The following is a 24,343-nucleotide window of genomic DNA, read 5'->3' on the forward strand; positions in this document are numbered from 1 at the left end:
AGTGGTATCTATATGTTCAGTGGTATCTATATGAAAGGCTCTTAAAGCATACCCTTTAAGAGCCTTAAACTGTCTGACTTTTACAAATCTGAGGTTAAATTAGTGCAGAACCTCGCTACTAAACCTTACGAATTTGCAGTCGTTCATCAATGCTTTGAACGACGCTCTGTCAAGTTTGATCAGTGTTTCATGATCGCCTGCTTCAAGATAGACTTCATCCAAGTTGGCCAGTCTTTCGTCACACACAGTTGCCATGTGGTATGGGCTGCCAATTGGGGGAACCGCACCATGTTCACAGTCAGTGAAGAGTCGGTACACCATGCTTTCTTTGACCAAATGGAAGGTCGCGTTAAATTCGTCGTTTAGCCTCGACAGGCTGATTTTGTTATTAGCCGGTAACACTGCCATCATATGATGACCTTCATGATCTTCCAGAATCACTGCTTTTGCTATGTTCATTAGTGGAATACCTGCAGATACACCACTTTGAAGTGAGCTATGACTATGGCTGTGATTCACTGTCTGGAAATGAATATTGTGATCAGTGAGATATTGATCGAATCGGGTTGCAATCGTCATAAAGCCTCCGTGTCTATAACATCCATAAAGAGTATAGGAGAGATGCCAGGGGCTGGTGACCTTTCGGGACGATTTTCTCCGGGTTTGATGCCTCTGTTCTACGCTTATCTAAAAACCTGCAAGTTGATAGGTTCAGAACAAAACTGGAGGCAACATGAGTAAGCCAATTATCGCGGACAATAAACCAATCAAAGTCGAGTTAGTAGGAGGGAAAGAGTACTATTTTTGTCGCTGTGGTCGTTCGAAAAGCCAACCTTATTGTGATGGTTCGCATTCTGGTACGGGCTTAAAGCCAATGAGTTTTGTGGCAGAAAAAGATGAAGAGGCTTACTTATGTTGCTGCAAGCAGACCTCCAATGCCCCGTTTTGCGATGGCACGCATAATCAGTTTACCGATGAACAGGTAGGGCACGAAGCCCCCGAACGAGAGAAAAAGAAAAGCGATAAACCCACAGCAACGTCAACCCAAGAGGAACCTACTCTTGAGTTTATTCATCAACTCGCCAGAGAAGGTTTGTCTAAATTAGGGCGTCATGGGCCTATGGTTGCGATGGGCGTACCACGGCATCTGTTACCCCATTGGGATGCGATACAAATCATGGTTGCACAGTTAGCGATACAACCTCTGATGGAGGATGTCCCTGTAGCAACGGAGTTAATTGTTGGCCCCAATGCACGAAAACCACTTAAGCTGGATATCCCATTATTGGTTTCGGATATGAGCTTCGGCTCTTTGTCTCTGGAAGCAAAAGTTGCACTTGCAAAAGGGGCTGAACTTGCCGGAACGGGAATATGTTCTGGCGAAGGTGGTATGTTACCGGAAGAGCAAGCCGCTAACTCGAAGTACTTCTATGAACTCGCCAGTGCTAAATTTGGTTATGCAGAATCGAAACTTCATGGTGTTCAGGCGTTTCATTTCAAAGGTGGCCAGGGGGCTAAAACTGGTACAGGAGGGCATCTGCCAGGCAGTAAAAATGTGGGCAAAATTTCCGAAATACGCGGTATTCCGGAAGGTCAGCCAGCGATATCACCGCCGACATTCAAAGACCTTCACAGTGCACGAGATTTCCGCAAGTTTGCCGACAGAGTTCGTGATATTACTGGCGGGATACCGATTGGCTTTAAGCTCAGTGCTAACCATATCGAACAAGACATCCAGTTCGCATTAGACGCCAGTGCAGATTACATCATTCTTGATGGACGCGGAGGCGGAACAGGCTCCGCACCATCTATGTTCCGTGACCACATTAGCGTACCGACCATTCCTGCGTTAGCACGCGCTCGTAAATATTTAAACGAGAAGGGCGCTAGTGACAATGTCACTCTAATCGTCACTGGTGGATTAAGAGTACCAATGGACTTTGTTAAAGCCATGGCACTGGGAGCCGATGGCGTTGCGATAGCGAATAGTGCAATGCAATCCATCGGATGTGTCGCAGCCCGAATCTGCAATACCAACAACTGTCCGGCAGGCATCGCGACGCAGAATGCCGATCTAAGGCAGCGGCTGGATATCGAGAAATCATCACAGCAGTTAGATAACTTCTTACGTGCTTCGGTTGAGCTAATGCAGGTGATGGCGAGAGCGTGTGGACATCACTCATTGAGTCAGTTCAACCGCGATGACTTGGCTACATGGAATCTTGATATGGCGAGGTTATCCGGAATCAAGTATTCGGGAGTGAATAGGGTCTGATGTTAACTCTAAATGGGTAAAACCACGCCCATTTTAGATATCACAAAATATTGACCAAAAAGTCATCAGCAATCTGTTGTATGAACTACGCTGTTATAAATGAGTATTTTCTGTATTCATTTGATCGAGAGAACATTTTCTATTGGCGGCTTCAGTGCCCCTAAGAAGGAGTGCTTTATGAGCAATACAAGTGGCGGTTCGGGAGGTAAATGCCCGGTCATGCATGGTGGCCTGACATCTACAGACAAGTCAGTGATGGATTGGTGGCCGAATGCGTTAAACCTTGACATTCTTCACCAACATGACACCAAAACCAACCCGTATGGGAAGGATTTCGATTACAAAGAAGAATTGAAAACACTGGACTTCGATGCGCTAAAAACAGATTTAAAAGCCCTCATGACAGACAGCCAGGACTGGTGGCCAGCAGACTGGGGACACTATGGCGGCTTAATGATTCGAATGGCTTGGCATGCCGCGGGTAGCTACCGTATCGCAGACGGACGCGGTGGTGGTTCAACCGGTAACCAACGTTTTGCTCCTCTCAATTCCTGGCCAGATAATGGTAACCTCGATAAAGCACGACGACTCCTTTGGCCGATTAAGAAAAAATATGGCAACAAAATTAGCTGGGCAGATCTTATTCTGCTTGCTGGTAATGTGGCCTATGAATCAATGGGTTTTAAAACCTTTGGATTCGGTTTTGGCCGTGAAGATATTTGGCACCCAGAAAAAGATACGTACTGGGGCTCGGAAAAAGAGTGGCTCGCACCAAGTGGTAGCGAAGGAACACGCTACTCTGGTCAACGTGATTTAGAAAACCCACTTGCTGCAGTAATGATGGGTCTAATTTATGTTAACCCAGAAGGGGTTGACGGTAACCCAGACCCACTAAAAACCGCGCAAGACATGCGTGTCACGTTTTCGCGTATGGCGATGAACGATGAAGAAACAGTAGCGCTCACCGCTGGTGGACACACTGTCGGTAAAGCACACGGTAATGGTAATGCCGATGAATTAGGTCCAGATCCTGAAGGTGCAGACCTTGAAGAACAAGGGCTTGGTTGGAACAATCATAAGTCTCGTGGAGTCGGACGTAATACAGTGACCAGTGGTATCGAAGGTGCGTGGACAAGCCATCCTACCCAGTGGGACAACGGTTACTTCAAAATGCTGTTAGAACATGAATGGCAGTTAACGAAGAGCCCAGCAGGTGCGTCGCAATATGAGCCGGTTGATATTGCAGAAGAAGACAAGCCTGAAGATGTTGAAGATCCATCAATCCGTTACAACCCGATGATGACAGATGCCGATATGGCACTTAAAGTTGACCCTGAATATCGCAAAATCTCAGAGCGATTCATGAATGATCAAGCCGCGTTTGAAGATGCGTTTGCTCGTGCTTGGTTTAAACTGACTCACCGTGATTTGGGTCCGAAGTCTTGTTATGTAGGTCCAGACGTCCCAAGTGAAGATTTGATTTGGCAAGACCCAACTCCGGCAGGCAGTACTGGCTATGACGTAGACGCGGTCAAAACCAAAATTGAAGCAATTGGTCTATCCGTTGGAGATCTGGTGAGTACGGCCTGGGACAGTGCGAGAACATTCCGCGGCTCGGATCGTCGTGGTGGTGCAAACGGTGCTCGTATCCGTCTTGCTCCGCAAAAAGACTGGGAAGGTAATGAGCCACAACGTTTGAGTAATATACTGACTGCACTTGAAAAAGTCGCCGCTGAGTCAGGATGTAGCGTGGCAGATGCCATTGTTCTGGCTGGTAACGTTGGCGTTGAACTTGCTGCACGAGCCGCAGGTTACAATGTCACGGTTCCGTTCTCTCCGGGGCGTGGTGATGCGAGTCAGGAAATGACAGATGTAGACTCCTTCGAAGTCCTGGAGCCATTAGCTGACGGATACCGAAACTGGCTGAAACAAGACTACGTGGTGAAACCAGAAGAGCTGATGCTAGACCGTACCCAGTTAATGGGACTGACTGCACCGGAAATGACGGCGCTTGTTGGTGGTATGCGTGTTATGGGTACAAACTATGGCAGCAGCGAAGACGGTGTCTTTACCGACCGGGTTGGTACTTTGTCGAATGACTTCTTTGTCAACTTAACAGACATGGCAAACAGCTGGGTACCAAAAGGTGAGAATCAGTACGAAATCATAGACCGCAAATCAGGCGCAGTGAAATGGACAGCAACTAGAATTGACTTAGTGTTCGGTTCTAACTCCATTTTACGCTCTTACGCAGAAGTGTATGCACAAGATGATAATGAAGAAAAATTCGTTCATGATTTTGTCGCAGCATGGGCAAAAGTGATGGATGCTGACCGCTTTGATCTTTAGTAGGTTGAATGTAAGACTTCATTAACTTTCAAGTAATCAAAGCAGGCGGGCGTGATGTCCGCCTGTTTTTTTCGCCTGTTTATTTATTCCGTCTATTTATTAAAAGAATGCCTGATTGATCGTTTGGCTCATTTGGACCATAATTATAAGGCCAAATGGACCAGAGGAGATCGGTATGGCAAGTGCAGCATTAAAAAGCTTTAAACCAAAGCAGCCTGATAAGGCAAATTTTTGGTTTATGCTGGGCATTGAAGATGCCGAAACCGGACGTATTGATGCTGTCCATAAGGGCTTTGAACCAGTTGTTTATCGCAATATCGTTGATAGGGTTAAGCTCTCTCAGAATGAGTTTCAACATGTCACTCTTATTCCTGTAAGCACGATTAAGCGCCGTTTAAAAAATGATGAGCGTTTCAATACGCAGGAAAGTGATGCGATCTATCGTCTGGCAATGTTATTAAAGCTAGCCACTGAATTGTTTGACGATGAAGAGCGAGCGCTAAAGTGGATGAGAGAAAACGTCTATGGCTTAGGTGGTAAGAGGCCGTTAGACATGGTTTCAACAACTGTGGATTTTGAGATCGTAAAAGATTTGATAGGGCGTTTAGAGCACGGGGTGTTCTCGTAGTGAAGCTCTACCGTCTGACACAAAAGAAGTTCTCTGATGCTCCTTTCAGTCCTATTGGCGCAAAATTGTTTGGCGGGCGATGGAACTCAAAAGGTACCGAGGCACTCTATTTTTCTGAATCGGAGTCCTTGTGCTCGCTGGAGGTGTTTGTTCACGTCAATAATGATCCGGCTATTACCAAATTATACGATTTGTATCGCATCGAAATGCCAGAATACTTAATTGCGACGCTAGATGAAGAAGATCTACCAATTACGTGGCGTGCTATTCCAGCCAGCGAATCGACCCAATACATTGGCGACCAGTTTTTGAATGAGCCGCACCCTGAGTTTGCGGCCTTACAGGTACCATCGACCATCTCTCCACGAGACAAAAATTACGTCGTAAATCCTAATCATCCAAAGATGAAAGAGATTCTTAAGAAAGCTGAAAAACTGGAATTCGCATTCGATCCACGTATCTTCAAGTAAGAAGCTGCAATTAATTAGTCCCGAATTAAAGTGAAGCGTAATGAGTCAAACTGCCATTCTAAACAAAATCGCAAGCTTTACTTGCATAGAAGAAGCACTGAATTATTTCGAAATTGAATTCGATAGCCGGTTTATCGAAAACAATCGTAATGAATTAGTGAAACGATTTAATGGCTATTTGATCTTAACTAAGCCTGATGACTGGTTTTCAGCTCGCCGGGCCTTAAAGAATGCGTACTGCAAAGTGCAACGCAGTTTACTGGATAAATCGACGCGTTCTGCGTGCCGAGGCTGCACTTCCTGCCAAAGAAGGTAAGAATTGCGGAAACTAACCCATTATTCCAAGGAGGGAATGTGAAAGAATTTGATGAACTGCTTTCAATCGCGGCGAGGAAATCAGAGTTTGATCTTACTAACACTTGGTTCAAGGGTGTCGAGACCTATCTGGTTGCGATTGGAAAAGAAGTCGAAGAAGTGCGAGAGGAGATAGCGGAAGAACGCTTATGTTACCTTGAAGATGAACTTGGTGATGTGCTCTGGAACTATCTTAACGTATTAAAAGTGCTCGAAAGAGAAAAGGGGATTGATCCGCAAAAGGTTCTGGACAGAGCATGTCAAAAATACGAACAGAGAGTGTCTGCCATTGAGTCCGGTAGTAGCTGGGAAACGGTAAAATCAGAACAGAAATCTGCGTTAAGTGCAGAGCAGGCAGCGCTGCAAGGTTGTTGAAAACCGGCTTAGTACTTTATGCGGCGGTGTTATGTATGTGGCTCCCAGAACTCTGGGAGCCACAAATTTGAGGTTATTTGGCTATATAAACAGACAAATCCAGATGCTAAACTACGCGTCTGTTTTTACTTATTATTTAAAGGTAATTTGATGAACCCGATTCTTGCAATGTTGAAAGAGAACAATATCAGTGACGCTCAGGTTAAAGAGCTTTTCCAGACGTTGACGCAGAATCCTCTTGCTGCAATGGCAACTTTAGGCCAGTTAGGCTTGCCTCAGGATCAACTTCAAGCGTTGATGGCGCAAGTAATGCAAAACCCTGCATTGATTAAAGAAGCCGTTGAAGAGCTGGGTTTGGATTTCTCTAAAGTGGTAGAAGCCAAAGAGAAACTTCAGCAGTAAACTAAACTGCAAACAAACAGTTATTTGGGTATATAAAAACCGCCAGAACATCAGTGTGTTCTGGCGGTTTTGTTTTGCAAGCTATCTAATCAGAGAAGATTGTGATGGCTTATCCATACGCTACGCTAGGGAACCACAAGACTAATTGTGGCCATATGACCAAGCAAACTAGTGCAATCAACTGAATGGCAATGAACGGAATCACGCCGCGGTAGATATCCTTCAGTGCAACACCCTCCGGACAAACTCCCTTCAAGTAGAACAGAGCAAAACCAACGGGTGGAGTGAGGAAGCTGGTTTGTAGCGCCATGGCGACGAGCATGACAAACCAAACTAGGCTTGGGTTATCAACTACGCCATGACCGTCAAGTTCAATACCCAAACTCGCTACGACCGGAGCTAACAGCGGCAGCGCAATTAGCGTGATTTCTATCCAGTCCAAAAAGAAGCCAAGGAAAAATACGATCAACAAAATAAAAGCGATAATGCCGTACTGCCCGAATGGCAAGCCACTCAGAAATGACTCAATCAGTTCGTCGCCACCAAGCTCTCGCAGAACCAGTGCAAAACAGGATGCACCTAAGAAGATCATGAAGATGTAAGCTGTGGTTCCGTAAGAAGAAAGCAGTACTTCTTTGAGGACTTTTAGATTGAGCTTTCTGTTATAAGCCGCCAGCAAAGTAGCGCCTAATGCACCAATACCAGATGCTTCTGTTGGTGTTGCAATTCCAGCGAATATCGAACCTAACACACAGAAAATCAGGATAACGGTTGGCGTAATATCTTTGAATACTTGTAAGATCAGTTTCCAGTCTACTGGCTCGACATTTTCCGGAAGTGGCGCTTTATTTGGCGTCATCTTACCAACGGTAAGGATATACAAAATGTATAAGCTACCCAGAAGAAGACCTGGCATGATCGCACCCATGAACAGATCCCCAACTGATAAACCTAGTTGGTCTGCCATGATAACCAGCATAATAGATGGTGGCAGCAGAATACCTAATGTACCTGCTGACGCCACGGTGCCCAGCGCTAACGGAAGGTGGTACCCCTGACGCATCATACTTGGAAGAGACATCACCGTAAGCAGTACAACGGACGCACCGATAATGCCGGTGGATGCCGCGAGTATGATACCTATAGCCATGACGGTAACCGCTAAGCCGCCGTGAACCTTACCAAACAGCGCTTGCATTGAAGACATCAGCTTTTCAGCAATACCAGATTTATCGAGCATATTGCCCATGAAGATAAACATCGGTAGGGCAACTAAGATCCAGTTATCCATCACCTTATAAATACGGTTAACCACCAGCCCGAGCGTCGTGTAATCTAACCCTGTGAACGTATCCAGATAGATATCGGCGAAATAGCCAACTGCAGCAAAGACGATACCAATCCCGCCGAGCACATAGGCGACTGGAATACCGGTAAATAACAGCAGGATAAAGGAGCCAAACATGGCAATGACCATCCATTCATTCGCTTCCATGATCGTCTCCTTTCGTTAAGGTTTCTAGGTCACGTAATAATTTCGCCAGCATTGAAAGCAGCAGCAGGCTAAAGCTCAATGGAATAACACTTTTAATCATCCAGCGATAAGGCAGGCCAGATGGTGACGCTGAGCTTTCATTGACTCGCCACGCTTCGTAGGCAAAGTCGTAGGAATGAAGAATAACCACGACAACGAATGGCATCGCCAGAAATAGGATACCGAGAATATCGACCAAGGCTTTTTTGCGCGCAGAAAACTTGTGATAGAACAGGTCGACACGTACGTGCAAATTGGTCACTTGCGCATAGGCGGTTCCGAACATAACTGCGGTGGCATAGAGGTGCCATTGCAACTCTTCAAGAGCAATCTGGCCATTGGAAAATACTTTACGCAGCACAACCTGAGTGATGATTACCACCACTAAGGCGAGGTTTGCCCAGGCTAACGCTTTACTCGCCGAAATAACCAGTCTCTCGATTTGAAAATAGAGCGGAACGGTAGGGGAAGAATATAGCACTTTGCTCATTGACTACTCCTAAAGGCCGACGAGAGACGCCGGCCCTTGCTTACTTCGAATTATTGTTTATGTGTCTCGCGAGGCAGGAAGCCATTCTCGGACCATAACGCGTATCCTTTACGGAAGTTACTTAGGTCACTCCATACTTTGTCAAAGAATGGGTCTTCAGCTTTCATCTCTTCGACCACTTCCATCCAGGTACTCTTAAACAGATCCAGCATTTCTTTATTCCAGTAGCGAATCTCTACGCCGTTCTGTTTTGCTTTTTCCATTGCGGCATACTGTATTGCTTCGCCTTCCGCAATTGAGTATGTCATTGCGGCCATACAGGTTGTTTCAATCGACGATTGTTGAGCTGTACTCATGCCATTCCAGGTATCTTTATTGATTAATAGTTCAAAGACAGTGGATTGTTGATGCCAGCCAGGGAAGTAGTTGTATTTCGCTACTTTATGGAAGCCTAAGCGATCATCAACAGCAGGCTGCGAAAACTCAGAAGCATCAATTGCTCCTTTTTCCAGCGCGCCGAAAATTTCACCACCTGGCAGCTGAACAGTACCTACCCCTAGTTTTTCCATGACCGATGCACCTAAGCCATAGAAGCGCATGTTTAGACCTTTTAGATCCTCTGGTTTGTCAATCGGTTTACGGAACCAGCCTGATGTCTCAGGAGAGTTCACCGCACAAGGTATAACTTTTACGTTGTAGCCTCCGTTGTCATACATCTCTTGATAGAGTTTCATGCCGTTACCAAAAAACAACCATGCCATAAACTCAGGTGCTTCCGGGCCAAAAGGAATTGAAGAAAAAATCGCCGATGCAGGAAGTTTACCTTGCCAGTAGCCAGAGATCGCATAACCAGAGTTCACTTTACCGGTGGATACCGCATCAAGAATTTCTGGTGGATTGACCAACTTACCTGGCTCATAGATTTTCATTTTGATCGTGCCACCAGAGGTTTGCGAAATTCGATCAGCAAACCATTGGATAGGCGTGCCCAGAGCTGGAAGGTGGCTACCAAAGGCAATAGGGGTTTTAAGCAGTACTTTTTTATCAGCGGCCTGTGCAGTAACAGAAAGACCAGCAGCGGAAAGCGTTAACGCAGTAGCAATGGCAACTTTCTTAAGATTCATGGAGATCTCCTTATTGGGGTATTCCTTATTAATATTGTCAAATGTGAACAATGCGTATTAAATATTGTTAATGCAATGTTACATTGAGCTTTAGTTTAGGAAGGAGATGAGATGCTCTCCATTAGCAAAATTGCGCAAATTGTGTCAGTACTAAACGCAAAATCTGGCGAACTGAATCAGTAAAACTACGTACAAGAACGGACTTAAATAATGGGATTGGTTAGTAACAGCAGGCTTACAATAAATATCATTTTGCTCTCAATTGTTCCTTTGATTGTGGTCGTCGTTACTGTCGCCAGTATCCTATTTAGTCAGGCAAAACAGTTAGTTGACGACCAAGTGGCTTTGACGCGACAGAATGTGTTGTCGGTGAAAAAGCAAGAGCTCAAGCAGTACGTAGATATGGCAGTAAAAATTATTAAGCCATACTATGAAGATGACACCTTGTCAGCCGAAGAGGGCAAGCTAATTGTTGCCGAAAAGTTGAGCCAACTCACGTATGGAGAGGATGGATACTTCTTCGTGTACAACTGGCAGGGGGATGCTTTGGTGCTGCCTTACCAACCCGAGCGAGTGGGAAGAAACTGGTGGGAAGTAGAAGATCTTACAGGAAAAAAACTGCTTCAGGAGTTGATTCAGGCAGGGCGCTCTGGTGGTGGGTTCGTTAACTATCTGTGGCATAAACCTTCAACAAAAGAACCGCTACCCAAGCTCAGCTATGCGATTTCTCTCGATAAGTGGCAATGGATGGTTGGGACTGGTGTCTACCTGGATGATATCGACAAACAAGTGGCTCAAATGGAGAATGGTTTTGATCAGAACGTCGGGAAAACTAGTAGTGCACTGTTTGTACTGATGTTTGTTGCGATAACAGTCATTGCAACATTAGGAGCTTCACTTAACCTCAATATGCGCCGCTTAGCCAACGAACAACTCAGTATATTAAATCAGCAGATCATTGATTCTCAGGAAAATGAACGACACAGGGTATCAAGGGAATTACATGACGGAGTAAACCAGCTGCTGGTGGCGGCAAAATACCGCTTAGACAACATCACGAAAGAGCGTGATGAAGAAAAGAAAGAGCTAGAACTGGATGCGAGTAAAAATGCCATGGAGCAGGCAATTGTTGAGGTTCGGCGTATCTCCAAAGACTTGCGGCCACCCCAGTTGGATGACTTGGGTTTGGTTGCAGGAATCGAAACCTATATTAATGAGCTACGTGAGCGTACCCAATTAGAACTGGTTTTTGAGCACGACATCGAAGGAGAAGAGTTTGCCGCGCAAGTGGAAACGACACTTTACCGAGTGGTGCAAGAGGCACTGCATAACGTCGAGAAACATGCTAATGCTCAAGGCGTCGACGTAATCATGCAGCGTGAAGGGCGCATGTTAATCCTGACAGTCAGTGATGATGGTGTTGGGATTCCTGCAAACCATCTCAAAGCGTATAAGAACAAGCGCTCTACCTTTGAGCATATGGGGTTGCAAAACATGAAAGAACGGATTCAGGCTATTGGTGGCATTTTCGATGTCACTAGTGAAGTAGGACAAGGCACGGAAGTCCGTGTGAGTTTAAACATGGAGTTTATATGATTAAGTTGGTATTGGCCGATGATCATAGGTTGATGCAGGACGGACTCAAGTCTCGCTTAGAAAGAGAAGAAAACTTAGAGATTCTTGATTGTGTAGGCAATGGAAAAGATGCACTCAACAGTACATTAACCTTAAAGCCGGATGTGCTTTTACTCGATATCAATATGCCCAAACTCAACGGGATTGAAGTGTTAGAGAAGCTAACCAAGAATTCGAGCAAAACCGCAGTAATTATGCTTTCAATGCATGACAGCCGTGATTACGTAATGCGTTCGGTGAAGGCGGGAGCTAAGGGTTATGTTCTTAAAGATGTTGGTTCTGAAGAGTTAGTCATGGCAATAAACCAGGTAGCTCAAGGACGTTCATATTTATGTTCTCAGGCGTCCGATCGTCTGCTCGAACAAATCAATGAAAAACCAGAACCAAGCGATAACACCTTGTCAAAGCGTGAGTCGGACGTATTAAAAGCAATCACCAATGGCGCCGGTAACAAGGAGATTGCTGACTCTCTGCATATCAGTGTGCGAACGGTAGAAACGCATCGTTTGCGGATCAAAAAGAAGCTCGGCGCTACCTCTACCGCTGCGTTGGTTAAGCTTGCGTTACAAAAAGGGCTGGTAAGCTGATGGTCGCAAACTTACTTTCTAGCCGCCAGCCTATTTTAGACAAAGTCGTGTTCTTTTGTGCGGTCGTTCGCTTGGGATCGTTTAGAGAAGCAGCAATACAGCAAGGGATCTCACCAGCGGCTGGGAGTCGTTGGGTGAAAGAGCTCGAAGAAGCGCTTTCCGTTGAACTGCTAAAACGCAGTACTCGTCAGTTAGTCACAACTCAGGCCGGGCAGCTTCTTTATGACAAATTCGCGCCTTTGTTGCCCGATATCGCAAGCTTATGTGAAGAGGTACAGAACCTTGCGGAGGAGCAGCAAGGGGAAATAAAACTCTCCTCAACACCATTATTCGCTCGCCAATATTTAACGAAGATCGTTGCCGAGTACATGACGCTGCACCCTCAGGTGAATTTCAGAATATTTATTGAAGCAGGGGGTTTTGACCCGCTTAACGTCGATTTTGCCTTTCGCGCCAGCGCGAGTTATCAGGGAGAGCCCGAGCAAGACTCATTACTGGTGAGGCGGCGTCTGCTGAGCGAGCCGTTATATCTGTGTGGATCCAAGCACTATTTAGAGCAAAACGGTACACCGCAAAGTCCGCAACAACTGAGTCAGCACCGCTGTTTATATGCCAGGACTTTAGTTGGTGGCAATCGTTGGTGTTTCGAGTATCAGGACAACATTGAAATGGTCACCATCTGTGACACGTTAGAGTGTGATAACAGCGAGATGCTTTTGGATCTTGCTCTTGAACACGCAGGGATTGCTTATCTTCCGCATTCACTTGTGTCAGATGCGATTGAGCGCGGTGAGTTGGTTCATATATTACAAGATCACGAATGTGCCAGTTTTGACATCAATATGTTTTACCGCCCACGCACACCAATGCCAGAGCGTTGCAACGGTTTTAAAGACTACCTCTATAAGCGCGTAGCTGAAATCGGTGATTATTCCTAATACGAAATTCTGAATCTCTATTATTGAAATTAACATTTTGATAACGCAGCACTAAGATAAGAGTCAGCAAAGTACAATGACTAAGGAAGGTTAATGTGGTTACCAAATTGACGGCAGAACAAGCAGCGAACTGGATCAAAGACGGTGATGCAGTATTACTTGGCGGTTTTATTGGTAGTGTTGTACCAGAGGCAATTGAAAGGGCGATAGGGGAACGCTTTAGAGAAACCCAGTCCCCTAGAGATTTGACCTTGCTTTTTGCAGCAGGACAAGGCGATGGCCAAGGGCGCGCAATCAACCACTTAGCAGAACAAGGTCTGGTGAAAGCGGCTATTGGTGGACACTGGGGATTGGTTCCCAAATTACAGCAACTAGCCGTCGATAACCTCATCCAGGGATACAACTTACCGCAAGGCATCATCTCGCACTTGCTTAGAGATACAGCGGCAGGCAAGTTAGGCACGATCAGTAAAGTGGGTTTGGGTACCTTTGTTGATCCGCGTTTAGAAGGCGGAAAAATCAATCAAATCACAGAAAAAGACTGGGTCGAATTGATTGAGTTAGCTGGTGAGGAACACCTTTTTTACCACAAATTACCTGTCACCGTTTCGATTCTTCGAGGTACTACTGCCGATGAGAATGGCAACATCACCATGGAAGACGAATGTCTTATCGTCGAGAGTCTTGCAGCGGCACAAGCGGCGCGTAACAACGGCGGCAAAGTGATTGTTCAGGTCAAGCGAGTCGTGCCAGCAGGGCAGCTTGATCCACATGCTGTCAAGATCCCAGGAATCTTCGTCGATGCCGTTGTCGTGTGTGAAGACCCAAATGAACATATGCAAACTTTCGCAACGTTGATGAATCCTGAGTTTGTAGGTATTGAAATCACTGAGGACAAAGTTAGCGCCAAGCAATCCAATTCATCTGAAACCCGCCTCGATGCTAAAACGATCATAGCGCGCCGCGCGGCAATGGAGCTGGAACCGAATTCAATTCTTAATCTTGGTATAGGCGCTCCGGAGTACATTGCTGAGGTCGCCAGGCAAGCTGGAGTACTCGACCAATTTACCTTAACCGTAGAGCCAGGTGCTGTTGGTGGCACACCGCAAAGCGGTCTGGATTTTGGCGCGTCTCGCTTACCGCAAGCCATTATCAGTCAGGATCAGATGTTTGATTTTTATGATGGTGGTGGCGTCGACCAAGCGTTTCTGGGTCTGGCGCAGAGTGACGAATCGGGGAATATCAATGTATCCCGTTTTGGTAGCAAAATTGCCGGGTGCGGCGGATTTATCAACATTACTCAAAATGCCAAAAAAGTGTTCTTCTGTGGCACCTTTACCGCACAAGGTTTAGAGATAGAAGTCGACAATCAGAATCTTCACATTGCCCAAGAAGGCAAACAGAAAAAGTTCATCAAGCAGGTAGAGCAGATCACTTTCAGCGCTTCACAAGCGTTAAGCAATCACAAACCCGTGATGTACATTACCGAGCGCGCGGTATTCCAATTGACTCAGAACGGCCTCGAATTAATTGAAATCGCACCTGGGATGGATTTGGAAAGAGATATCCTACAGAAGATGGAATTCACGCCAGTTATCAGCCCATCATTAAAAACGATGCCTGCGGCTATCTTTCAGCCTGCATTCGAACTAACTCTATAACCGATTTTCATTACAAAAATACAAGGACTAGAACATGTTTGAAAACAAAGTCTGCCTAGTAACAGGCGCCGCACAAGGTATTGGCCGCGCGATTGTGGAGCGATTTGCTAGCAATAGGGCACAGTGTGTCTATGCTTTGGATGTTAATGCTGAAAGCTTACAAAGCGCGTTTCGTCATATCGAAAATGTTGAACCAGTCGTCATCAATATCTGTGACAGGAAGGCAATTAATCACTTGGTGGAACAAATCAGAGAAACGCATTCACGTATCGACATTCTAGTGAATAACGCAGGTGTCACGCGTGATGCGCTAATCGACAAAATGACTGAGCAAGATTGGGACTTCGTACTGGATGTTAACCTCAAAGGTGTGTTCAATCTCACCCAAGCGGTTGCACCAATTATGATGGCAAACAATTACGGTTCTATCGTCACGATGTCTTCCGTGGTTGGTACTGATGGCAATATCGGCCAGTCCAACTATGCAGCAACCAAAGGTGGCGTGATAGCAATGACGAAAGGCTGGGCGAAAGAGTTCGCGCGCAAAGGTGCACAGGTGCGTGCTAATTGTGTTGCGCCGGGTTTTATAGAAACGCCGATGACAGAAGACCTACCAACGAAAGTGCTTGAACTGATGAAACAGAAAACGCCGTTGGGCAGAATGGGTACCGCAGAAGACATCACCAATGGTGTAGAGTTTTTAGCGAGTGACAAGTCAGGTTTTATTACCGGGCAAGTGTTAAAAATTGATGGTGGTTTGGTGTTGTAATCAATCGATGTATGGGATTAGTTTGACCGGAATTTTGTGTAAAACAAACTTATTTGGATATCGGGAAATCGTCCCTGAATTTCATAAACTAACATTCTGATTTTCTCTCTTTATTTGTATGACTCGTTAAAATGTCAGACTATGATGACTTAGATTTGATGACTTACGGGTAAAAAGAATGAGCAAGACACAACATTTGATTGACGGGCCAATTAATAAAGCGTTGCTGTCTCTTGCTATTCCTATTGTATTTGGTCAGTTATTACAGTCGGCTTATCAGCTTACCGATGCCTTTTGGGTAGGGCGTTTGGGGGCTGATGAAGTTGCGGCGGTGTCTGTGAGTATGCCCGTAACATTTTTGGTGATTGCGTTAGGTGCCGGACTTGCTATGGCGGGCGCAACCCTAACGGCTCAGTACATGGGCGCACGAAAAATGGATAAGGTTAACCATGTTGCTGGGCAAACCATGCTGATGGTTTTCATTACTTCGGTTGTACTTGGTTGCTTGGGTTATGTGTTATCCCCTTACTTTTTAACTTTGCTTGGCGTTGAAGAAGCCGTTTATAACAACGCCTTGAAGTTCATGCATATCTCGTTTATCAGTGTCATTTTTGTCTTTGTCTACAACATGTTTCAAGCCCTCATGCGAGGGATTGGACAGGTAAAGATTCCCCTCTATATCGTATTGGCAACGGTGTTGCTGAACTTCATTTTAGATCCATTGTTTATTTTCGGATTAGGATCTTTTGATGGTTTGGGTGTCGCAGGTGCAGCGCTGTCAACACTGGTTACTCAGGCGTTAGCTGCGTTTGCCGGCTTTTATATCCTCTCTAAAGGGCGACATGGTATCCATCTTAAATGGAAAGACCTGTCTCCCGACTGGGACTATATTAAGCGTGCTTTTTTCCTTGGGGCCCCCGGCTCGGTTGAGTTGTCAGCGAGAGCGCTTGGGCTTATTACCATGTCGTTTCTGGTTGCGAGCTTTGGGACGGTGACCATTGCATCTTATGGCGTAGGCTCCAACATTCTCCAGTTAATCACGATACCGGCGATGGGACTGTCGATGGCGGTATCGACACTAGTCGGACAAAACCTTGGTGCTAACCGAGTAGACCGCGCCGCAAAGATTACTGTAGTTGGCTCTGTTTGGAGCTTTGTCATGCTCACTGTGATAGGCGTCTTTGCCTATTTAATGGCACCGAGTGTAGTGCGATTTTTTATACCGGATAACCCACAAGTGATAGAGCAGGGGGCTCAGTTTCTAAAAGTGATGTGTTTGTCGTGGGGGTTCATCGGTGTTCAGCTCTCTATCATGTCTGCTTTTCGTGCATCAGGAAATATGACGAACAGTATGGTTCTGTCATTGCTGACTCAGTGGGTGTTCCAGTTCCCTCTGGCGTACATTCTGTCTAAACATACTGTTCTTGCTGAGAAAGGCATCTGGTGGTCATTTACTGTAACAAACGTATTGGTCGCACTCGTAGCGGTCGCGTGGTACGCACGTGGCAGCTGGAAGAAAACACGTATCATTGAGCAAGAAGACATAGAGACGCTAACGACTTCAGAAGAAGCGCTAATAGAAGTAGGAGAGCGCAGGGCATAGTGGAACCAAAGTTCAGCGTGATAAAAAAACGCCTTTGATACTAATACTCTTTTTAGTTAAAACATATTAGAGTCAAAGGCGTTCAATTAAAGTCAGTTCTAGTAGTCGAAATTAAAATTTACAACGAGACTTTATGTGTGTATTTACTTGTTTAACTCCACGGTACGAATGATATTTGCGTCAATGTCTTCCTGAGCAAACAGAACATCCCGCCACTCTAAATCACTATATAGTTGAGTTTGGTCATCAAAGAATTCAGACTCAGGATCGTGTGATTGGCTATAGCTCAAAAACATTTGAGCGTTTGGACCGCTTTCATTGTACTCAAGTGCAAAGACAAAACTTGAACCGTAGTTGATGCGATAGCGTGCCGTCGAACCATTTCCATCTTCATCCAGATCCGTCAAAGGAGAATCACTACGTTTTGTTCCAACGACCACGGTGGCGAATTCGGAAGTCGAGCGGGAAGGTGCACTGCTTTCCGCCATATTGAACACACCTTCATAGCTGTTTCCTCCTGTAATAGGAATTGCAGCTTTTCCTTGTGCTTTAATTACATACTGGATAGAACCTAACGTTGAATCTAATGCAATTCCTGCATCGGACAGGCGTTTGGCGGCGGTAGCTAACGCGACAAGAACGGGATCATTATCTACATCACTTACGTCAATTGCTTTTAAACCAGAAGGGGTTGTAGATGGATTTTCTGGGTCAAAAGGCACTTCAAACAGTTCGTCGTTGAGCGCCCGGTGACCTGACACTCTGAAACTTGCCAAAAACTCTCTCATTACTTGGGCACCAGTACTCTGTAAATTATAAGTACCATCCCAAGCACTCAGAGCGTTACAAGCAGGAGTGAGATCATATGATTCTCCGTCTAACTGAACTGTTGGGTAAAGTGTACATCTTGAAACCAGTAGATCTCGGAAATCGCCGGCGAATAGAGAGCTATTATGTGTAGAGACGGATTTAAGCTCATCAAAAGAGAAGCGACTATCCGCACCTGCCAATCCGGAGCCTGAATTATCACTAATAAGTTGAGCGTTATAGCGTGTGCGGGGGCTGCGAATAGTTTGGTCTGGACCATACATCAGGCTAAACCCTTCCAGTGGCTCATCTAGGTTACTTAACCAATAACTGCTGTTGGCATTGTATTCGTAATCTGTTCTGGTTTGTTGCGGTGCCTTACTAAAGGGAACTAATCCCGGAGCTCCGGCATCGCCACTGTCGACCCATTCATAAACGGAACTGTTTCCTGGCAAAAGGACATTGCCTGAGCCATCCTGCCAAATCGGTGCTAACTGGGGACTTTGCGACGCTTGCGCCCAATAGCCTTCAGCCGTCGCACTGAGTTGAGGAACTTGAGTTCCGTCTATATAAGACGTGGTGCCTTCGTCCGTTATCATTAATGTATTTACCCAAGGGATCCCCTGGTTGTCAGCAAACGCCTCAAAGAACTCTTCTTTTGTTTTCGCTTTGCCCATCGCTAACCATTGTGACAACATGCGTGTGTTGCCTGAGTTTGCATCACGGAAAGTAATGGCACTAGAGCTCGTCCATCCTAGTGTTGGTGAGATTGATGCTAGGTTCACTATTGGTCCAAAGTGGCTGTAATAGACCGTATGCGGAACTTCTACTAAAGAGCCATCAGCCTGTTTTACTGCCACTGTTACTGTTTTAGTCGTGACATCTCTGTACTCGCCATCGTAGCTGTAGCGAAGAGGGTTTTGTGGATCAAGTTCTAATTGGTATAGCGTAAATCGTTTAGATTGAGATACGGTATGTGTCCAGCCCAAATGTTGGTTAAACCCGATAACAACAGCAGGTAGACCAATCATACCAACGCCAGTCACGTCCAGTTCTCCCGGAATAGTTAGGTGCTGCTCATAGAAGCGTAATTCACCATCCCAAGGAAAATGAGGATTTCCTAACAGGGCAGATTTAGCATCTTCTACTTTATCCTCACCGAGTGCCCAACCGTTACTTCCGATCCCTTCTGAGGTAAATACTTTCTTCGCGTCCAGTTGCAGATTAAAGTTCGTGTTTATTTGCTTGCTAGACTGTGCGGTTACAGGCGGCGCTGCCGCAGCGATAGCTGCTATAAAGTTTCGGGAGCTTGCCAGAGCTGCAATATCAAGTTGATAGGCAAGCAAATCATGAGGAGTTATTGGTGTGACCCATTCAGCGTCTCGACATGGAGAAGGGTAGTCGCTTGCACTCGCACGTTCACTTAATAATTGGTTAAAACCTTTAGCATAACCTTCTAGTAGCGCCTTTTCAGAATTAGGTAATTCCGCATAAAGTGAAGTAGCCTGTTCTGGATATCCCAGAGCTAAGTAACCGACATCGGATAGAAAGTTTGAATAATTCTCGCCTAAACCAAAATAACGGGATTTCTGCGATTTTAGTTTCATTAACTGTTCGGAAAGAGTACACAGATTTTCTTCTGCTTGCGCGTAACCAATACCAAAGCCCAAGCCTGAATAGCTTTCTGCCTTTATGTGAGGAACGTTATGTTCGGTATAAGTAATGGTTGCCTGATAGAGGTTTATAGACGAACTTTCACTATTGCAGGCTGATAATATCAGGAGGCTGGTAATACTCAGCGCGACTTTACTCAATTTTGAAACTCTATGCTTGTGACTCATTTACGCTCCATGTGCATTTTGTTGTAACAATTTTATAACATCAGGGGTTCATCAAAAGCTGTCAATCAACTTTTTAGGTATTCATGATGTTGCGCATGATTTTCTGAGGTTTTATCTCCTTGGTGATGGAGATATTCCTGAGTTCAAAACTGTCAGCGGTATTGCAGCAGCTATGACAAGCGCAAAAGTGGTGTAAATATAAGACTGGTGGCAAGCTATAACTGGACATCCGGACGATGTCTAGCGTCAGCATTTGGTGAAATCCATTAGCTTTGGTGGCTTTAGACTACTGCTATCTTAAGCGCGGGTATAGAATCTATGTGATTGCACTGAATAGATGAGAACTTACAGTTGAAGACGAAAATTAAAGCGAGAATCTTAACCATATCTGCTGCTGTATTACTGGTTAATGGCTGTGCAAGCTACAGTATTACCGAGCGAGATATGAATCAATACCTTGAGGAAAAAGCAACGATTAATCAATCCGTAGGGGTTGAAAACGTTATGTATGCGCAAGTCTCCGTTGACGATCTCGAAGTGAAAATTGGGCGTGTCGATGATGATCGTATTTCGGTATTTGCTAACACAAAGGCGGACGTGCAGTTTTTAACGCAACGTACGGTAGGGTTGGATCTCGATCTTGAATTTAGTGCGGTTCCAAAATACGACCAACAAACCGGTGAAGTATTTTTGCAATCACTACGGCTGGAGAAATTTGAAGATAAAAGTAATCTACTGACACCGGAGATCACCAATCTGATTAAGCCTGCGGTTTCGATGATCGGTTACGCATTGTCAAATCAGCCAGTTTACAAACTAGAAAGTGATAAGGTTCAGTCAATCCTACTGAAATCGGCGAGTCCGAATCTGGTGATTAAAAACAACAGATTAGTGATTGAGTTATTCGATTAGAAGCTCACTCGAAATCCGCCGATGAATCCTCTATAGCATTGTCAGTGTCATAGTCTCGGCGGAAATAGGAACGCTACTTTTCATCACTTCGACGTAAATTGGTGTCCAGTTCAAGGCACAGCACTCTTAACGCTTCAATACTCTCTGCAGACATGCTCGAATGCGACTCAAGTTTCGCGGTTAACTCTCGTGCATCATCTTTTAACTGGCTCCCCTTAGCTGTCAGTGAGATGACTTTTTTACGCTCATCCAAATCAGAAACTTTTCGAGTCAATAAGCCTTTTGATTCTAAGCGCTTAACGATGGGTGTCAGGGTACCTGAATCTAAATGAGTATCTTGGGAAAGCTCTTTCAGGCTAACGTCGTTTTTACACCACAATGAATGCATCACTATGTACTGAGGGTAGGTGAGATCGTATTCGTCAAGCAATGGACGGAACGCGCGTACCAACGAGTTGGTCGCGGTGTATAAAGCAAAACAGACGTTATCTGATAATTTCTCGGCCATGACGGAATCCAATTTTGAGCATAAGTCAATGTTAACAAATTTTCCGTAATTTAAAATGCTTTGTGCGCAAATTATTTTTGAGCAAAGTGGTTGCTTTCTTATTTATCCCAAGTTAACGTATTCGCAAATTGTTTGTGCGCAAACTATTTGCTGGCCAAGCAATAGATAAACGAAAACGTGAGTACTGTTTATTATTGATGAATGGTTTCGCGTACCTCAAAAAAGTAAGAGAGAAAGATAATGATCAGCCAACAAATCCACTTAGCATCACGCCCAGTCGGTATGCCGAAAAAAGAAAACTTTAAGTCTGTTGAAGTCGAGTTACCGGCGATTCAAGAGGGTGAAGTGTTAATCAAGAACACTTGGATGTCCGTTGACCCATACATGCGCGGCCGTATGTATGTGAGAGAGTCATACATTCCACCTTTTGAAATTGACCAAGTATTGGAAGGTGGTGCAATTGGTGAAGTCATCGAATCAAAAAATGACAACTTCCCGGTAGGTTCAAAAGTCAGCAACATCAGCGGTTGGCGTACGACGTTTATCAGTGATGGTTCTGATTTAACTTTACTTCCAGCAGTTGGCTTGCCAGACCAGCACTTCCTCGGTGTTATTGGTATGCCTGGGTTAACGGGTTGGGTAGGGCTGTTTAAAATCGCTAAGCTTAAGCCGACTGATACTGTTTTTGTTTCTGCAGCATCCGGTGCGGTAGGTAGCGTAGTTTGTCAAATCGCTAAACTGCATGGCTGTAAAGTAATTGGCTCAGTAGGCTCGGATGAGAAAGCTGAACTAGTGAAAGCAATGGGCGCAGATGCGGTTATCAACTACAAAAAAGTTAATGATCTGACTCAAGCACTACGCGAAGCTGCGCCAGAGGGCATCGATGTTTACTTTGAGAACGTAGGTGGTGCGCACCTAGAGGCAGCCTTAGAAGTTCTTAATCCTTACGGTCGTATTCCTGTATGTGGCATGATCGCAGATTACAACGCAGATAAGCCTCAACCGGGTCCAAGCAATCTACTGCAAATCAACACTAAAAAGCTGACAATGCAAGGCTTTATCGTAATGGATTACTGGGATTGCACTGGTGAGTTCGTTCAGCAAATGGGTCAGTGGATTAAAGAAGGCAAAGTGAAGTCTGAAGAGACGGTATACGAAGGCCTAGAAAATGCAGCTGAAGCATTCATCGGCCTGTTTGAAGGCAAAAACAAAGGTAAGATGCTGGTTAAACTTTAACTCGTTGATTACATGAAAATTCATTGCGGCTTTCTGTTCAAAGCCGCAATTATCCTTACCTTATTCGCTGTGGTGCAAGGTTGGAATGCTATATCTGCCCAGAGTCAATTTTGTTAGCGATGTCTTTCATTGTGTCGATCATTCCATGCTCAAATAATAGGGCATCGGTAAAGGTGTATGACTTAGACCAAACGCTTTCGGGTTCTTTCCTGTCTAGTGTTATAAATGCATAACCACCACCGCCTTCACCATCGGCATTAAAAGCACGTCCAAGTTTTAGTCGCTCACCATCTACAACACCTTCATCGTTGAATTTGCCTTTGGGTAATCCACCTTCCGCTGCCGTTTTAAAAAACTTACCTTCTAGTGTGTCTAGGAACCAACGCAAGCCGTGTTTGGGAAACTCGATTTGGTAGTGCAGCCATTTACTTTTTCCGGTTCGCTTGTTGGTAAAGTATTTTGCGGTTGCGAGAATGATGTAGTTATCAATCAATAGAAAGTAGAAGTTTTTTGTTGCTTCATCATCATCCGGTACTGTTGCGATCAAGTTTGGGTCCTGACCCACCGTTAGTGGGTCTATATCTTTAAATTGCTTCATTAGTTTCTCTTTTCCCGATGTTAATTCGATTTATGGCTCCCGCTTTTTCTAACGTTCCTAGTGTTTGTGGGTTTTTATCCCACGTAAAGGTTTCAGGTGGACCGTATTCAACGTCATCATCTATGTCACCAAACGGCGTAGTGTCATATGACACATTAATGTCTCTGGTGACGCCGTTACCAAGAAAGTGTTCGTTTGCACCTAAACGTTGTTCGATTTGAAAGCGAGTACGTAAGGTGTCGGTCTGGCTAGGGATAAAGCCAAGTTCTTGGCAATATTCGATAAAATCTTCCTGCATTTTTAACTTTATACCTTCTTCTTCGGCTGATACTTTGACTTGTTCATAGTATCGACTGAATTCTGGTGTCATGCATGGTGCAATTAAATCGAAGCTATCTTCAAATTCAGTGGACAATTCAGATTCCGTAAACCCACCAATTCTCTCGTAGGTAGGGATGAAGCTAAGCATGTCGCCTATTTCGTTAGCTTTTTTATGGTCGATGAGCAATATGGTGTATTCACAATCTGGCTTATATTCAATCCCTACAGCATTGCAGATAGCTTCTGGGTCCGTATCTCCGTGTTCAGCTTGAGTGAATGTGGTTGTCCAGTACTTTAATTCGGTTGCACCTTCAGGTTTGTAACCAATATAGCCATCATCTTTGTTGTATTCGGACTCGATAATACGAAATAGCAGTGGTTCATCTAATCCTTTTTGAACAATGTCTCTTTTATCAGCAGTAGAGTAGGCTGAGCCTGGCAAAGCCGCACCTCCTTCACGGGCTGCATCGACATAAGGCTTGGCATCCAACAAGCGCTGTTTTGCTTCTTCATAAGTTGTAGGTGGAGGCTGCTTATCGGCACGATATTTCTCACCAATTAAGACAGTTGGGTTACCAATGACGATCTTACCACCGTGTTTAGTTGAGTCGCCCATTCTGGCTGCCGGTTTACCATTAATGAATACTGAGCCAGAGCCTTGGCTTATTGAGTCGGGTGGGCCGACACATATGAGTCGGTCTCCTTCACGGGCCGCTGACAAACCTCCAATTTTCACATTGGGTGAACCAGCGACTACCGGACCGCCTACATGCGGGACCTTAGCGGTAACTTTGGGACAGATATGCATAGATGTTAATGTTGCGGCAGGCTTACCCATAACAGCTCCCTTGTGTGATTTGAGTTGCATATCTTAATCCCGGTCGGGAAACGATATCCGGTGGTTAGGGAAATCTTTGGATTCAGTT

General features: G+C 45.1%; 22 protein-coding genes and 1 pseudogene. 15 read left to right on the plus strand and 8 right to left on the minus strand.

The window, feature by feature from the left end; genetic code table 11:
• Positions 1 to 99 precede the first annotated feature (99 nt).
• A complete protein-coding gene (locus tag KHN79_RS17460; protein WP_182010003.1) occupies positions 100 to 579 on the minus strand; it encodes a YbaK/EbsC family protein in 480 nt (159 codons plus the stop codon).
• A 154-nt stretch (positions 580 to 733) separates the two neighbouring features.
• Between KHN79_RS17460 and KHN79_RS17465 the strand changes: the two genes are divergently transcribed.
• The 7 genes from KHN79_RS17465 (at position 734) to KHN79_RS17495 (ending at position 6,853) form a co-directional block, all read left to right on the plus strand.
• Positions 734 to 2,275 carry a glutamate synthase-related protein gene (locus KHN79_RS17465; RefSeq protein WP_182010002.1) on the plus strand — a complete coding sequence of 514 codons (1,542 nt, stop codon included), beginning with the start codon at positions 734 to 736 and terminating at the stop codon, positions 2,273 to 2,275.
• A 177-nt stretch (positions 2,276 to 2,452) separates the two neighbouring features.
• Complete coding sequence (gene katG, locus KHN79_RS17470) at positions 2,453 to 4,624, plus strand: catalase/peroxidase HPI (protein ID WP_182010001.1); 2,172 nt, start codon at positions 2,453 to 2,455, stop codon at positions 4,622 to 4,624.
• Positions 4,625 to 4,799: 175 nt separating this feature from the next.
• Positions 4,800 to 5,252 carry an antitoxin Xre/MbcA/ParS toxin-binding domain-containing protein gene (locus tag KHN79_RS17475; protein ID WP_182010000.1) on the plus strand — a complete coding sequence of 151 codons (453 nt, stop codon included), beginning with the start codon at positions 4,800 to 4,802 and terminating at the stop codon, positions 5,250 to 5,252.
• A complete protein-coding gene (locus KHN79_RS17480) occupies positions 5,252 to 5,722 on the plus strand; it encodes an RES family NAD+ phosphorylase (RefSeq protein WP_182009999.1) in 471 nt (156 codons plus the stop codon). Before KHN79_RS17475 ends, KHN79_RS17480 begins: the two co-directional genes overlap by 1 nt.
• A 40-nt stretch (positions 5,723 to 5,762) precedes the next feature.
• Positions 5,763 to 6,038, plus strand: a complete 276-nt coding sequence (locus KHN79_RS17485) for a nitrogenase-stabilizing/protective protein NifW (protein ID WP_182009998.1) — start codon at positions 5,763 to 5,765, stop codon at positions 6,036 to 6,038.
• A gap of 38 nt (positions 6,039 to 6,076) precedes the next feature.
• Positions 6,077 to 6,451: a MazG nucleotide pyrophosphohydrolase domain-containing protein gene (locus KHN79_RS17490; RefSeq protein WP_182009997.1), complete on the plus strand. Its 375-nt coding sequence runs from the start codon at positions 6,077 to 6,079 to the stop codon at positions 6,449 to 6,451.
• Positions 6,452 to 6,601: 150 nt separating this feature from the next.
• Positions 6,602 to 6,853, plus strand: coding sequence for a DUF2999 family protein (locus KHN79_RS17495; RefSeq protein ID WP_182009996.1), 252 nt, complete (start codon positions 6,602 to 6,604; stop codon positions 6,851 to 6,853).
• Positions 6,854 to 6,962: 109 nt separating this feature from the next.
• On the opposite strand, the gene KHN79_RS17500 is transcribed toward KHN79_RS17495, so the two are convergent.
• The 3 genes from KHN79_RS17500 to KHN79_RS17510 are packed head-to-tail and all read right to left on the minus strand — an operon-like array spanning position 6,963 to position 10,001.
• Positions 6,963 to 8,348: a TRAP transporter large permease subunit gene (locus KHN79_RS17500; RefSeq protein WP_182009995.1), complete on the minus strand. Its 1,386-nt coding sequence runs from the start codon at positions 8,346 to 8,348 to the stop codon at positions 6,963 to 6,965.
• Positions 8,335 to 8,877 (minus strand): TRAP transporter small permease subunit, encoded by a 543-nt coding sequence (locus KHN79_RS17505; protein ID WP_182009994.1) that lies wholly within the window; start codon positions 8,875 to 8,877, stop codon positions 8,335 to 8,337. The genes KHN79_RS17500 and KHN79_RS17505 overlap by 14 nt, the downstream gene beginning before the upstream one ends.
• Before the next feature lie 50 nt (positions 8,878 to 8,927).
• Positions 8,928 to 10,001, minus strand: coding sequence for a TRAP transporter substrate-binding protein (locus KHN79_RS17510; protein ID WP_182009993.1), 1,074 nt, complete (start codon positions 9,999 to 10,001; stop codon positions 8,928 to 8,930).
• 210 nt (positions 10,002 to 10,211) lie between these two features.
• On the opposite strand from KHN79_RS17510, the gene KHN79_RS17515 reads away from it, so the two are divergent.
• The 6 genes from KHN79_RS17515 (at position 10,212) to KHN79_RS17540 (ending at position 17,194) form a co-directional block, all read left to right on the plus strand.
• A complete protein-coding gene (locus tag KHN79_RS17515; RefSeq protein ID WP_182009992.1) occupies positions 10,212 to 11,597 on the plus strand; it encodes a cache domain-containing protein in 1,386 nt (461 codons plus the stop codon).
• Entirely contained in the window at positions 11,594 to 12,223 is a 630-nt protein-coding gene (locus tag KHN79_RS17520; protein WP_182009991.1) for a response regulator transcription factor, read from the plus strand. The genes KHN79_RS17515 and KHN79_RS17520 overlap by 4 nt, the downstream gene beginning before the upstream one ends.
• Positions 12,223 to 13,161 carry a LysR family transcriptional regulator gene (locus KHN79_RS17525; protein WP_182009990.1) on the plus strand — a complete coding sequence of 313 codons (939 nt, stop codon included), beginning with the start codon at positions 12,223 to 12,225 and terminating at the stop codon, positions 13,159 to 13,161. The genes KHN79_RS17520 and KHN79_RS17525 overlap by 1 nt, the downstream gene beginning before the upstream one ends.
• Positions 13,162 to 13,256: 95 nt before the next feature.
• Entirely contained in the window at positions 13,257 to 14,822 is a 1,566-nt protein-coding gene (locus KHN79_RS17530; protein WP_182009989.1) for a CoA-transferase, read from the plus strand.
• 34 nt (positions 14,823 to 14,856) lie between these two features.
• Positions 14,857 to 15,591 carry a 3-oxoacyl-ACP reductase FabG gene (gene fabG, locus KHN79_RS17535; RefSeq protein ID WP_182009988.1) on the plus strand — a complete coding sequence of 245 codons (735 nt, stop codon included), beginning with the start codon at positions 14,857 to 14,859 and terminating at the stop codon, positions 15,589 to 15,591.
• 178 nt (positions 15,592 to 15,769) lie between these two features.
• Positions 15,770 to 17,194 carry an MATE family efflux transporter gene (locus KHN79_RS17540; protein ID WP_182009987.1) on the plus strand — a complete coding sequence of 475 codons (1,425 nt, stop codon included), beginning with the start codon at positions 15,770 to 15,772 and terminating at the stop codon, positions 17,192 to 17,194.
• Positions 17,195 to 17,337: 143 nt separating this feature from the next.
• Here KHN79_RS17540 and KHN79_RS17545 read toward each other — a convergent pair whose 3' ends face one another.
• A complete protein-coding gene (locus KHN79_RS17545) occupies positions 17,338 to 19,842 on the minus strand; it encodes a penicillin acylase family protein (RefSeq protein ID WP_182009986.1) in 2,505 nt (834 codons plus the stop codon).
• Between the two features lie 351 nt (positions 19,843 to 20,193).
• On the opposite strand from KHN79_RS17545, the gene KHN79_RS17550 reads away from it, so the two are divergent.
• Positions 20,194 to 20,754 (plus strand): DUF1439 domain-containing protein, encoded by a 561-nt coding sequence (locus tag KHN79_RS17550; RefSeq protein ID WP_182009985.1) that lies wholly within the window; start codon positions 20,194 to 20,196, stop codon positions 20,752 to 20,754.
• Between the two features lie 73 nt (positions 20,755 to 20,827).
• On the opposite strand, the gene KHN79_RS17555 is transcribed toward KHN79_RS17550, so the two are convergent.
• On the minus strand, positions 20,828 to 21,262 hold the full coding sequence (locus KHN79_RS17555; RefSeq protein ID WP_182009984.1) for a MarR family transcriptional regulator: 435 nt from the start codon (positions 21,260 to 21,262) through the stop codon (positions 20,828 to 20,830).
• Positions 21,263 to 21,502: 240 nt separating this feature from the next.
• Between KHN79_RS17555 and KHN79_RS17560 the strand changes: the two genes are divergently transcribed.
• Complete coding sequence (locus KHN79_RS17560) at positions 21,503 to 22,498, plus strand: NADP-dependent oxidoreductase (protein WP_182009983.1); 996 nt, start codon at positions 21,503 to 21,505, stop codon at positions 22,496 to 22,498.
• A gap of 88 nt (positions 22,499 to 22,586) precedes the next feature.
• On the opposite strand, the gene KHN79_RS17565 is transcribed toward KHN79_RS17560, so the two are convergent.
• Together KHN79_RS17565 and KHN79_RS21820 are read right to left on the minus strand one after the other, a co-directional pair.
• Positions 22,587 to 23,096, minus strand: coding sequence for a hypothetical protein (locus tag KHN79_RS17565; RefSeq protein ID WP_182009982.1), 510 nt, complete (start codon positions 23,094 to 23,096; stop codon positions 22,587 to 22,589).
• Between the two features lie 874 nt (positions 23,097 to 23,970).
• Positions 23,971 to 24,255 (minus strand): annotated as a pseudogene (locus KHN79_RS21820) (PAAR domain-containing protein); the annotation flags it as partial.
• Between the last annotated feature and the right edge of the window lie 88 nt (positions 24,256 to 24,343).

Source organism: Vibrio sp. B1FLJ16 (assembly GCF_905175385.1).
Classification (GTDB): domain Bacteria; phylum Pseudomonadota; class Gammaproteobacteria; order Enterobacterales; family Vibrionaceae; genus Vibrio.

Bases quoted from the DNA above. Each gene is read 5' to 3' on its own strand.
- KHN79_RS17460 (WP_182010003.1), bottom strand. From the start codon at position 579: ATGACGATTGCAACCCGATTCGATCAATATCTCACTGATCACAATATT.
- KHN79_RS17465 (WP_182010002.1), top strand. From the start codon at position 734: ATGAGTAAGCCAATTATCGCGGACAATAAACCAATCAAAGTCGAGTTA.
- katG (WP_182010001.1), top strand. From the start codon at position 2,453: ATGAGCAATACAAGTGGCGGTTCGGGAGGTAAATGCCCGGTCATGCAT.
- KHN79_RS17475 (WP_182010000.1), top strand. From the start codon at position 4,800: ATGGCAAGTGCAGCATTAAAAAGCTTTAAACCAAAGCAGCCTGATAAG.
- KHN79_RS17485 (WP_182009998.1), top strand. From the start codon at position 5,763: ATGAGTCAAACTGCCATTCTAAACAAAATCGCAAGCTTTACTTGCATA.
- KHN79_RS17495 (WP_182009996.1), top strand. From the start codon at position 6,602: ATGAACCCGATTCTTGCAATGTTGAAAGAGAACAATATCAGTGACGCT.
- KHN79_RS17500 (WP_182009995.1), bottom strand. From the start codon at position 8,348: ATGGAAGCGAATGAATGGATGGTCATTGCCATGTTTGGCTCCTTTATC.
- KHN79_RS17505 (WP_182009994.1), bottom strand. From the start codon at position 8,877: ATGAGCAAAGTGCTATATTCTTCCCCTACCGTTCCGCTCTATTTTCAA.
- KHN79_RS17510 (WP_182009993.1), bottom strand. From the start codon at position 10,001: ATGAATCTTAAGAAAGTTGCCATTGCTACTGCGTTAACGCTTTCCGCT.
- KHN79_RS17515 (WP_182009992.1), top strand. From the start codon at position 10,212: ATGGGATTGGTTAGTAACAGCAGGCTTACAATAAATATCATTTTGCTC.
- KHN79_RS17520 (WP_182009991.1), top strand. From the start codon at position 11,594: ATGATTAAGTTGGTATTGGCCGATGATCATAGGTTGATGCAGGACGGA.
- KHN79_RS17525 (WP_182009990.1), top strand. From the start codon at position 12,223: ATGGTCGCAAACTTACTTTCTAGCCGCCAGCCTATTTTAGACAAAGTC.
- fabG (WP_182009988.1), top strand. From the start codon at position 14,857: ATGTTTGAAAACAAAGTCTGCCTAGTAACAGGCGCCGCACAAGGTATT.
- KHN79_RS17540 (WP_182009987.1), top strand. From the start codon at position 15,770: ATGAGCAAGACACAACATTTGATTGACGGGCCAATTAATAAAGCGTTG.
- KHN79_RS17545 (WP_182009986.1), bottom strand. From the start codon at position 19,842: ATGAGTCACAAGCATAGAGTTTCAAAATTGAGTAAAGTCGCGCTGAGT.
- KHN79_RS17555 (WP_182009984.1), bottom strand. From the start codon at position 21,262: ATGGCCGAGAAATTATCAGATAACGTCTGTTTTGCTTTATACACCGCG.
- KHN79_RS17560 (WP_182009983.1), top strand. From the start codon at position 21,503: ATGATCAGCCAACAAATCCACTTAGCATCACGCCCAGTCGGTATGCCG.
- KHN79_RS17565 (WP_182009982.1), bottom strand. From the start codon at position 23,096: ATGAAGCAATTTAAAGATATAGACCCACTAACGGTGGGTCAGGACCCA.